Raw genomic sequence first — 10,676 nt, 5'->3', positions numbered from 1 at the left:
TCCCAAACGGCGGCCGGGTTCGGGTATGCCCTGGTGTATTTCCGCACGCACGGCGCGCGACTTTAACTCCGCGACCCCGTGGCTGGTTCTGCCGCTGCGGGAGCCTGCGCCACACTCGCGGCCGGCGCAGAGTCGAGCGGCACCACCTCGTCGAAATGCGAGTAATCGATGTGACTCACACCGCCTTCCTCGCGCATGACGTCGACGAAGCGGTGTTGCCAGAGGATCTGCTCGCAAGGCCACATGTGGCGAGCTTGCATGGTCTGCGAGGTCGATTCGTCGACTCCTTCGAGCGTGAGCAGCAGCGACGCGTCGCGGCCCTTGAGCGTTTCGGCGGTTTCGCCGAACAGCGGGCTGTTTTCGTCGATGACATGCATCATGACCCAGCCCAGTTTGAACACGGGATGCTGGTCGCGTACCAGCGTCAGATCGTAGAGCTTGCGAAGCGTATAACCTTCGACGGTGGTGTCCAGCCGCATCATGCGCAGCTTCGCACGCGCTTCGGCGATGACATTCTGGCGCGCGTTGGCGGCGCGCACCATCAGCGTCATACGGCCTTCGAGCGGCCGTACGACTGCATAGCGGGCGAACATGATCTTGGCGTGCGGGCGGGAGAAGCGCGCGAAGATCAGCCCCGTCGCCAACGCGATGCTGGACATGCCGACAAAGATTTCGAGCGTCGCGATCCAGTGCGCGTAGACGGTTTGCGGGTGCATGTCGCCATAGCCCACCGTCGCGAGCGTTTCGACGCTGAAGAAAAACGCGCCGTTAAAGCCCGCTGGAAACTGATTGGCGATCGGCGCCCGGCCGAGCATGTAGAGCGCGGCAAACGCGGTGTTGAGCAGCACGAACAAAACCCCGAGCGAGACAAAGAACGTCGGCCAGCGGACGACGAGTGCACGGTGGTAGAGATCCTGCCAGAGCGGCGTCGGCATGCCGTGCGCGATGACTACGCGATCGTCCAGACGCAATTCCCGGCTGCCGCGCGCGCGACGTTTCTGCGCACGCGCTTCGTCGTCGCCGATGCTGGAAAAGCGGTCTGACGGTTCAGTAGCCATCGCGTGCTCGTGGAGAAGAAAACGCGCAAAGCGTAGCACGCTGGTTAGCGCGCGGAAGGTGATTTTCGGCGCGCTGCAGGAAGGTCGGAAGGAGCGCCTCTACGGCGTGCCGCAGGGGCGTGGGCGATGCTTCCAAGGCGTGCTTGCGGCGCTTGCGGCGCTTGCGGTGTTTCGGGCAAGCGCACGGCGAATCCTGCGATCTCGCTCGCTTAACGCACACGCCGCCATCAATGCGCTCGCCGTGGGTCTACGGAAAGGCTCGCGGCTTCGGAATGCCGGCGCCGTGTTCGATGTCGTCGACGGCTTGCTGGTGCGCTGCGGCGACGGCTTCCGCCTGGTCGCCGTAGCCGCTATCGCCACCGATGGTGGTCCACGGCTTGACGGCTTTCTCGCGATGCCGGATTTCGTATTCCGCGTCCCAGCGTGCGCCGTTGAGTTCGAGAGGGCGGACGTGAATCGAGTACACGCCGTAGAGGAAGAGCTGTTCAGCCATGATCGCCTCCAGCCGGTTGATTCAGAGGCGGCGCAGTGCGACGGGCGCGGCGCCGGGTTGCCTAGAGTTCGATTTCCCCGAGGATGCGGTGCGCGAGGGCCTTGGCTTCCTCGAGCGCTTCCTCCGGCGTGGACGAGGTGGCGTCGACTTCGTAGACCGTATTCTCCTGGTCGGCGTCGCCTTCGTCGCGGGAAAGGGTGACCACACCCTGCCACGTGTCGCTCTTTACTTCTCGTGTTGATGCGGTGGCCGTGTAGATGCCTTTGGTATAAGTGATGTCATCCATGGCGACGCTCCTTCTTCCAAAGGGTTGGGTTTTTTCATCCTAGCACGATGGTCACGCTTCGGTTACAGCAGCGCCACAACCTCATCCAATGAAGGTGCATGCGCACCCGCGTGGCGGCAAGCCGCGGCGCCGGCGGCCAAAGAAAAGGCAAGGTGCTCCGGCCACGTCCGCTGTGGCGCGGTCATCAAGCTGAACAGCAAGCCGCCGATAGAAGCATCCCCGGCACCCACGGTATCGACAACTTCAACCCGAGGCGGCCGAGCCTCCACCATCATCGCGCCGTCGATCAGCATGGACGTCTCCGGCCCGCGCGTCACCAGCGCAGTGGCGGCCGGATTCATGGCCCGCAACTGGGCAAGTGCGCCGGCTTCGTCGTCCGTCTTGAACAGCATCCGCAAATCCTCATCCGACACCTTGATCAGATCGGCCAGCGCGGCCATCTTCCGCAACGTCGGCTCGTAACCCTGCTCCATCAGGTTCCGGTAATTCGGATCGAAGCTGATCTTCACGCCACGTGCTCGCAACTCGGCAGCCAACCCGGCAAGCGTGTCGCCTAGCGGCTGACGCACCAGGCTGATGCAACCAAAATGCGCCCACTTCACCTGTTCGATCCAGCCAGCCGGCAAGCGCGCGGGATCGAAGGCCAGGTCGGCGCCGTGCTCGCCCATGAAAAAGTAGGCCGGCGGATGGGTCTGATGAACGATCGCCAGAAGGGGCGGGCGCTCCACGCGCTGCATGAAGCGCATGTCGAGCCCCGCGGCGACGCTTGCGTTCCACAGGTCGTCGGAGAAATTATCGACGCCCAGCGAGCCGGCACACGCGGTCGGCAAACCGAGCCGCGCCACGCAGCGCGCGACGTTCCAGCCGGCGCCGCCAGGACGCGAGAGCCATTGCGAGGCGCCGGTCCGTACGAGATCGGTGAGGATGTCGCCGGCCGAGACGAAGAAGGGGAATTCGGTGGTCGCGCTCAGGTTGCTCATTTTGCTTACTCCGCGGATTCGGACGCAGTGGCCGCGCTGTCAGGCAGGGCGTGCGCCAGCACCTCATAGCACGCGCCCATCGTGTGATAGTCGGTCTTGCCGGCAGGACTCTTTTCGTCGCTGTACTTACGGTTGTCGCACGTGAGGATGCGGTACCACGCGCCGTACTTATGATCGACGAAATGTGCCCAGCTGTAGCGCCAGATCTCGTCGTACCAGTCCCAGAAGCGTTCGTTGCCGGTGCGCTTGCCGAGCAGCGCCGCGGTCGCGAAGGTCTCCGCCTGGACCCAGAAATACTTGTCGTGGTCGCACACGGTGCCGTCCGGGCCGAAGCCGTAGTAGAGGCCGCCGTGATCTTCGTCCCAGGCATGCGCCATCGCGGCGTCGAATAGTTCGATCGCGCGCGGCAGCAGCCACGGCAATGGACGATAGCGCTCGAGAATCAGCAGCAGCTTGGCCCATTCGGTCTGGTGCCCCGGCTGGAATCCCCACGGACGGAAGATGTTCGAGCTGTCCTCCTCGTTGTAATGCCAGTCGACCGACCAGTCCGCGTGAAAGTGCTCCCACACGAGGCCCTGCGAGAGCTTCGCCTGACGCAGCGTGATGTTCGACGCCACCCGTTCCGCGCGATCGAGATAGACCAGGTGGCCGGTCGCCTCGTGCGCGGCCAGCAGCGCCTCGGTGGTGTGCATGTTCGCGTTCTGGCCACGGTACGAACTGACGCGCCAGTCGGGCGTCGCTTCGTCCGCGTAGAGGCCGGCGGCGGCGTCCCAGAAGCGGTGTTCCATCAACTCGAAGGTCGCGCCGATCATCGGCCTGGCTTCCTCGATGCCGGCCATCGCCGCATGCGAATACGCGAGCAGCACGAACGCGAGGCCGTAGCAGTGGCGCGTTGCGTCGAGCGTGCGTTTGTGGCCGTCGCGCCATTCGAGTTCCCAGTCGTAGCCTTCGTGCCCGGCGTCCCAATGCGCTTCGCGAAGGAAGCGCAAACCGTGGCGCGCGTACTCGAGATGCTGCGGGTCGCCGAACTGGCGATACGCCATCGCGTAGTTGAAGACGTAGCGGCACGTGCTCACCAGATGCCGCGTGGTCTTGTCGTAGACGGAGCCGTCGTCGCGGAAGAAATGGAAGAAGCCGCCGCTCGGATCGAACACGTGCGGCGCGTAAAAGCGCAGCGTGTCCTGCACATGAGAGAGCAGAAAGTCGCGGCTGCGGAAGCTGTCGACGGCCGGCACGGCGGCGCCGTCGGCGGGGTGAAGCGGATCGGATTGCGTCATGGCGTTTTCACCAAAGTACTGGCACGGGCAATGAGATGGACGGGCAAGTGGACTTCGAGTTCGGCGGGCGTGTCTTCAAGCAGCAGTTCGACGCCCCGCCGGCCGAGCGCTTCCTTGTCGACCGAAATGGTGGACAGCGGCGGCGTGGCATGAGCGGCGGCGGGAATGTCGTCGAAGCCGATGATGGCGATGTCCTCGGGCACGCGGATGCCGCGCGCGAGGCACGCGCGCAGCGCGGCGAGCGCGGCGGCGTCGTTGTAGGCGAATACGGCGTCGGGGCGCGGGCCGGGCGCGTCGAGCAAGCGGTGCATCGCGCGCGCGGCGCCGCTGTCAGGGTCGAGGCCGGCGTCGATGGTGACTTCCAGCGACGGGTCGAACAATAAGCCTGCTTCGAAAAACGCGCGCCGGTAACCGAGCGCGCGCTGGGCGATGCTGAAGTGCGCGAGCGAGCCGCCAATGAACGCGACGCGCTTGCGCTGCTGTTCGAACAGATGCCGCATGGCGAGCGTGGCGCCGGCGGCGTTGTCGAGATTCACCGAGCGCAGGCCGGGCGCCCACAGGTCGATCAGGACGAGTGGGCGTTGCATGGCCACCAGGGTGCTCAGCGTTTCAGGTTCGACAAAACCGGCGATCGCCACCGCATCCGGTGCATGCAACCGCATCTGCTGGATCACGTCTTCTGTCGGACCGGCGGTCAGCACCGAAGGGACGATGCCGCGTTCGCGGCACGCGTCTTCCACGCCGTGCAGCACGTGCGAGAAGAACGGGCTGACGGCGAAGTTGTTGTGCTGACGATGCAGCAGAAAGGTGAGGCGGCGGATGCGCGGGCGCAGTTGGGCGGCGTCATAGCCAAGCTGCCGCGCCGCTTCGATGACGCGTTCGCGGGTGGCCTCGGAAAGGCCGGGCTGGTTCTTCAATGCGCGTGAGACGGTGCCGATCGACACGCTGGCCGCGCGGGCGACGTCGCGGATGGTTGTGGCCATCGAATGAAGCGGCCGCAAGCGGGGCGGCTGCACGGTGTTTGGGTTCGAGCGATTGTATAGTAAAACGTGGCTAAAACAGCTCCATAAACACCTGATCTACACTCGGAAATACCCGTAGATGGTATATCAGGCTTGATTTATGTTGTTTAGTAAAATTCACTAAACAAGGCGTGTCGCGGCCCTGAATCGATCGTCCCGTCAGGCGGGCCGCACGCATCGGACTCGATTTTTTTTCATCTACAGGTTCGCTGCGGGCTAGTTTCGCCATGGCCACGGACTTTGCCTATGCCATCCGGCTGAGGCGACAGCGGCAGCGTTTGAGCGTGAAATAACAAAAAAAGCCGCACGAGGCGGCTTTCTTCAAATGACGCTCAGGGAGGGCGCTTATGAATGTCCTGTTTGCATTGCGCGCGTATTCAACGGCGCGCGACGGCGGCGGCGGGCCGCTCGCGCAAGGCAGCGCGGGTTTCGCCGCTCATGTCGCGAGCACCCCAGCGCTGCGAGAGCGCGGCGCACACCATCAGCTGGATCTGATGGAACAGCATCAGCGGCAAGACCACGGCGCCCACCGCATGCGAGGCGAAAATCACCTTGGCCATCGGTACGCCGGCGGCGAGGCTCTTCTTCGAGCCGCAGAAGATGATGGTGACCTGGTCGGCGCGGTTAAAGCCGAGCCGCTTGCTGACGAAAATCGTCACGGCCAGCGCGAGCGCCAGCAGCACCACGTTGATCACCAGCAGGCCCCCGAGCGCGGACAACGGGATCTGATGCCACAGGCCCTCGGTGACGGCCTCGCTGAAGGCGCCGTACACCACCAGCAGGATCGAACCCTGGTCGACGTACTTCAGCACGCCACGATTACGTTCGATCCACTTGCCGATCAGCGGGCGCAGCAACTGCCCGGCCACGAACGGCACCAGCAGTTGCAGCACGATGTTACCCACCGTATGCCACGGCGAGGCGCCGTTACTCGCAGCCTGATTGGTGACCACGAAGCTGACGAGTGCGGGGGTGATGAAGATGCCCAGCAGGCTCGAGGCCGACGCGCTGCATACGGCGGCCGGCACGTTGCCTTTACCAATGGACGTGAACGCGATCGACGATTGAACCGTCGACGGCAGCGTGCAGAGGAAGAGGACCCCCGCATAGAGCGTCGGCGTGACAAGTGGCGAAAGGAGCGGCTTAAGCGCGAGGCCGAGCAGCGGAAACAGCGCGAACGTGCTGAGCAGCACTACCAGATGCAGGCGCCAATGCGTCGCCCCCGCTACGATCGCCTCGCGTGAGAGCTTGGCGCCGTGCAGGAAGAACAGCAGGCCGACCGCGAAGTTCGTCACCCAGTTGAAGCCAACAGCGGCCTGCCCGTGCACCGGCAGGAAGCTGGCAAGGATCACGGTGCTCACGAGGCACAAGGTGAAATTGTCGGGAAGCAGTTTCGGGCGAGCCATGGCGGAATCTCGATTCAGTGATGCGTAAAGCAAAGGCATGCGCAATGCGCCTGCCTCGAGCTAGGGAAAACGCCTATTGTTGTCGAAAACCGATTGAATAGGCAAATTCATTTGCTGTATTGATTGATGAGCTTTGCGCATCGAATCGCTGCATCGATCCGCCTTGGGCGATGCCCGAGGCTAATTTCAGTATTGGCGACCACATCTGTTTGGTCCACTGCCGTTTGACAATCGGGCGAAGAAAAACGGCGGTAATTCCTCATACGCAAGGACCCTCGGCGAGCCTGAGATAGCGGCGCCAGCAAGCTGTTTGAAGGCTTTCGCGCAAGGGCTCTGTCGCGGAAAAACGTCGCAGTAACAAGGTGTTACAACAGCGCTCGAGGCCTAACACTTTTTGCCTCGACACCCTTTGCCCGCGCCCATAAATTACTGCTCAAAGGCCATCGGGATGCCCCGCGCCGCGCCAGGTATGCAGCGCTCGTGTCGGTCCCAGAAACAAGTTCACCGCAGCTCGAACGGTGGGCTTCAGGCAAGTCTTCGGGCATGTGAGTCACTGGGTGGACGGGTTGTCGAGAACGAAGCACTGGGCGTTGGGCGCGGTTATCGCTGCGCTGTGCTCGTTCGCCTATGCGAAAGGGCCGGGCATGCCGCATGGTGGCGAGGGTGGTAGTAGTCACTCGCATGCACCTGCGGGCCACGCGATAGGGTATCCGCATGCCGCTACGGGCTACGGCATGCGCGGCGATGCGCGCGACGGCGGTTATTCCTATGGCGCTGCCAATGTAAGGTCGGCTCGCAACAACGTGGCGGACGCTCCCATGCGCCTGCCACATGGCGGAGCGAACTTTGCCGCCAATGGCTTAGGCGGTTACAACCCGGGCATGCGTCGTGTCGCCGGATCGCTCGGATATCCTAACGACGGCCGCGGCGGTATGCAGTACGCCGGCGCTATTACGCCTGTCAGCGCCGAATCTCGCTCGGTTCCGCGGCCACCGGCCAATGCACCGGTTCGCGCGGGCTCGATTCGCGCCGATGTGGCCCGCTACAACGAAGAGCGCGGTGCCTCGCGCGCCATGCAGCGCCAAGGGGACGATCCGCGTCAGCCGGAAGGTTCGCCGTACCGTAACTGACGGCACCGTTTTCTCGCCTGACCGGACACCTTCGCGTCACCGGATGCCATTCGCCTCACCGAATGCCCTTCGCCTCACTGAACGCCCTTCGCCTCACCGAATGCCCTTCGCCTCACTGAATGCCCTTCGCCTCACTGAATGCCCTTCGCCTCACCGAATGCCGTCCGCCTCACCGAACGCCCCTTCGCCTCACCCAACGCCTTCGCGTCACCAAACTCCCCCGTCTCGCCAAACTCCCCTCCCACGCTTCGCTCAATCCGCTTCCCGGCTTTGAAACCGGTTTTCAGCAGCACTCGGCGTCCCTGCGGTCCAAAAAGCCCTGTCAATGTGACGTTTCGACACCACACTTTTTTGAAAACGTTCGGCAGTAAAACGCCTCCCGTCGTCAAATTTGGTCGTTTCTCCCGCGGCGCGTCATCCGTCTGTCAGCTGGACCGTTATCACCCGGTCGGGTGCAATGTCAGTAACGCTTTGCGCCGGACCACCAGGTTCGCGGCGATGCGGTGACGGCGTACACGGCCATCGCGTTATCAGGCCGATAAGCGACAAAACTAATCAGATCGCTATACCCGCAATAAGCCACGATATTTTTGTTCATAAAAATGGTCCGCAAAGATGGTCCCGCCCAGATTGGCTCGATGATCGAACGGACAACAACAATGGTTCGCGCGAGCTCCCCCCTTCGCACAGCCACCCCCTTTTTGACAAAGACAGGAGAACCCATGAAAACAAGCATCAGCAGTGCGCTGAAGACCACCCTCAAGGCAACCGCGTGTGCCGCTCTGCTGGCCAGTGCATCGTCTGCTTTTGCGCAATCGAGCGTGCAACTCTACGGTCAGGTCGACGAATGGGTCGGCGCGCAGAAATTCCCGGGCGGCAAGTCGGCTGCTGAGGTGTCTGGCGGTGGCATGTCGACGTCGTACTGGGGCTTCAAGGGGGCCGAGGATCTGGGCAACGGCTACAAGGCGATCTTCACGGTGGAAGGCTTCTTCCTCGCGCAGAACGGCCAATACGGCCGCTTCACGGGCGACACGATGTTCTCGCGCAACGCGTACGTCGGTATCGAATCGCCGTACGGCACGGTGACGGCAGGCCGTCTGACCACGCCGCTGTTCGTGTCGACGATTCTGTTCAACCCGTTCGTCGACTCGTACCAGTTCTCGCCGATGGTATGGCATACGTATCTCGGCCTTGGCACGTTCCCGGCGTATTCGACCGATCAGGGCGTGACAGGGGACTCGGGTTGGAGCAACGCGGTGTCGTACTCGTCGCCGAACTTCAACGGACTGTCGGCAACGGCGATGTACGCGCTCGGCAATACGGCGGGTGAGAATGGCGCGAAGAAGTGGAGCGGCCAGGTGCTGTATTTCCACGGTCCGTTCGCCGCGACCGCGGTGTATCAGTACGTGAACTTCAACAATGTACCGGGCGATCTCGGCAGCTTCGCTACGTCGGGCGTTCCGGGTCTGAAGAGCCAGAGCGTGGCGCAGGCCGGCGTCACGTACGACCTGAAGTTCGTGAAGTTCTTCGGCCAGTACATGTACACGTATAACCAGCAGACCATTTCGAGCTGGCATGTGAATACGGGGCAGGGCGGCGTCACGGTACCGGTTGGCCCGGGCACGGTGATGGCGTCGTACGCCTATTCGCGTGACGGTGGCGGCCTCGACCAGACCCGTCAGACGGCGTCGCTCGGCTACGACTATCCGCTCTCCAAGCGCACGGATGTCTACGCGGCGTATATGTACGACAAGATCAGCAGTCAGTCGAGCGGCAACACGTACGGCGTCGGCATGCGCGCGAAGTTCTAGGCGTGCCGGGGCGAGGCGAGCGGCGCCTGCTTGCGGGCAGCGGCTGAAGCAGCCCCGCTGAATCAGGCTACTCCAAGGTCGCCCGGCTGAATCAGGCAACCTCCCAAGGCCGCCCTGCCGAATCAGGCAACACCCCAAAGCCCACCTTCTCCGGAAGGTGGGCTTTGTCGCTTCTGGCGCCTGCAGCGCCCCGATTTGGCGACCAATTTTTGATAAACCCGGCAAAATGGCGTCGATTGATTCCTCCAGCGAGCGATTGAGATGGATACCCTCGTCAGCATGAAAGTGTTTCGCCATGTGGTCGAAGTCGGCAGCTTTGTCGGCGCGGCCGAACGGATGGAGATGTCGGCGGCGATGGCGAGCAAGCACGTGATGCACCTCGAACAGCAGCTCGGCGCGCGCTTGCTGAACCGCACCACGCGGCGTGTCGCGCCCACCGAGGCGGGCCGCGAATACTACGAGCGCCTGAGCCAGGCGCTCACCGAACTCGAAGAAGCCGGGCAGGTGGTCGGCGCGGCGAGCGTCGTGCCGCAAGGGCGCCTGCGGGTGTCGTCGCTGTCGGCATTCGGTTTGAGCCACGTGATGGCCGCGGTGGCCGACTATGCCTCGCAGTACCCGCAGGTCACCGTCGACATGACCCTGTCGGACCGCGTGGTCGAACTGATCGACGAAGGCTTCGACGTCGCGATCCGGGCTTCGCCGAGCGGGCTGAAGTCGTCTTCGCTGATCGCGCGGCAGATCGCGACCGCCCATCTGGTGTTGTGCGCGTCGCCGGCCTATCTGCGCCGGCACGGTACACCGAAGACCATCGCCGATCTGGCGCGCCACAACTATCTGCAATACGCGGGGGTGTCCGCGCTCGAAATCGCCTCCGCGACCGGCGATGGCTCGCCGCGCGTGCGGCTGTCCGGCAATCTGATCGTCAACCACCTGGAGGCGCAGCGCGTCATCGTGCTGCAGGGCGCGGGCATCGCCATGCTCGGCACCGAGGTGATCGGCGAAGATCTGGCCGCGGGGCGCCTTGTGCCGCTGCTGGTGGATGACGTGCCGCCGCGCGAGTTGCCGATCTATGTGGTCTACGCGAGCCGCCGGCATCTGTCGGCCAAGGTGCGCTCGTTTGTCGACTTTCTTGCCGAGCGGTTTGCGAACGAAGCGCTCTGGCCTTCGCTCGAGCAGATCAAGGCGCTGGCGGTGCGTTAGGCGCTCACACCCA

Annotated in this window: 11 protein-coding genes; 3 read left to right on the top strand and 8 right to left on the bottom strand. The window is 63.4% G+C overall.

Features of this window, described 5'->3' with window-relative positions:
• Positions 1-62: 62 nt before the first annotated feature.
• The 7 genes from P0D84_RS19445 to P0D84_RS19415 all read right to left on the bottom strand — a co-directional run bounded on the left by P0D84_RS19445 (position 63) and on the right by P0D84_RS19415 (position 6,522).
• Complete coding sequence (locus P0D84_RS19445; RefSeq protein ID WP_408339031.1) at positions 63-1,058, bottom strand: ion channel; 996 nt, start codon at positions 1,056-1,058, stop codon at positions 63-65.
• A 247-nt stretch (positions 1,059-1,305) separates the two neighbouring features.
• Positions 1,306-1,551, bottom strand: a complete 246-nt coding sequence (locus P0D84_RS19440; protein ID WP_408339029.1) for a hypothetical protein — start codon at positions 1,549-1,551, stop codon at positions 1,306-1,308.
• Between the two features lie 61 nt (positions 1,552-1,612).
• Positions 1,613-1,837: a hypothetical protein gene (locus P0D84_RS19435; RefSeq protein ID WP_408339027.1), complete on the bottom strand. Its 225-nt coding sequence runs from the start codon at positions 1,835-1,837 to the stop codon at positions 1,613-1,615.
• A gap of 62 nt (positions 1,838-1,899) precedes the next feature.
• Positions 1,900-2,817: a carbohydrate kinase family protein gene (locus tag P0D84_RS19430; protein WP_408339025.1), complete on the bottom strand. Its 918-nt coding sequence runs from the start codon at positions 2,815-2,817 to the stop codon at positions 1,900-1,902.
• Between the two features lie 5 nt (positions 2,818-2,822).
• Positions 2,823-4,094: an AGE family epimerase/isomerase gene (locus tag P0D84_RS19425; protein ID WP_408339023.1), complete on the bottom strand. Its 1,272-nt coding sequence runs from the start codon at positions 4,092-4,094 to the stop codon at positions 2,823-2,825.
• Positions 4,091-5,077 (bottom strand): LacI family DNA-binding transcriptional regulator, encoded by a 987-nt coding sequence (locus P0D84_RS19420; protein ID WP_408339021.1) that lies wholly within the window; start codon positions 5,075-5,077, stop codon positions 4,091-4,093. Before P0D84_RS19420 ends, P0D84_RS19425 begins: the two co-directional genes overlap by 4 nt.
• Before the next feature lie 416 nt (positions 5,078-5,493).
• Positions 5,494-6,522 (bottom strand): bile acid:sodium symporter family protein, encoded by a 1,029-nt coding sequence (locus P0D84_RS19415; protein ID WP_408339019.1) that lies wholly within the window; start codon positions 6,520-6,522, stop codon positions 5,494-5,496.
• A 557-nt stretch (positions 6,523-7,079) separates the two neighbouring features.
• On the opposite strand from P0D84_RS19415, the gene P0D84_RS19410 reads away from it, so the two are divergent.
• Positions 7,080-7,652 carry a hypothetical protein gene (locus tag P0D84_RS19410; protein ID WP_408339898.1) on the top strand — a complete coding sequence of 191 codons (573 nt, stop codon included), beginning with the start codon at positions 7,080-7,082 and terminating at the stop codon, positions 7,650-7,652.
• 460 nt (positions 7,653-8,112) lie between these two features.
• Here P0D84_RS19410 and P0D84_RS19405 read toward each other — a convergent pair whose 3' ends face one another.
• Positions 8,113-8,250: a hypothetical protein gene (locus P0D84_RS19405; RefSeq protein WP_408339017.1), complete on the bottom strand. Its 138-nt coding sequence runs from the start codon at positions 8,248-8,250 to the stop codon at positions 8,113-8,115.
• Positions 8,251-8,374: 124 nt separating this feature from the next.
• On the opposite strand from P0D84_RS19405, the gene P0D84_RS19400 reads away from it, so the two are divergent.
• Both P0D84_RS19400 and P0D84_RS19395 read left to right on the top strand, forming a co-directional pair.
• Positions 8,375-9,463, top strand: a complete 1,089-nt coding sequence (locus P0D84_RS19400) for a porin (RefSeq protein ID WP_408339015.1) — start codon at positions 8,375-8,377, stop codon at positions 9,461-9,463.
• A gap of 261 nt (positions 9,464-9,724) precedes the next feature.
• The gene (locus P0D84_RS19395; protein ID WP_408339013.1) at positions 9,725-10,663 is read left to right on the top strand and encodes a LysR family transcriptional regulator; all 939 of its coding nucleotides are present in this window, start codon (positions 9,725-9,727) and stop codon (positions 10,661-10,663) included.
• Positions 10,664-10,676 lie beyond the last annotated feature (13 nt).

The organism is Paraburkholderia sp. RL17-337-BIB-A, from assembly GCF_046025895.1.
Taxonomy (GTDB): Bacteria; Pseudomonadota; Gammaproteobacteria; order Burkholderiales; family Burkholderiaceae; genus Paraburkholderia; species Paraburkholderia fungorum_C.
Note: the sequence above shows the minus strand (reverse complement) of the source record. Positions and strands in the feature narration are given on the sequence as shown.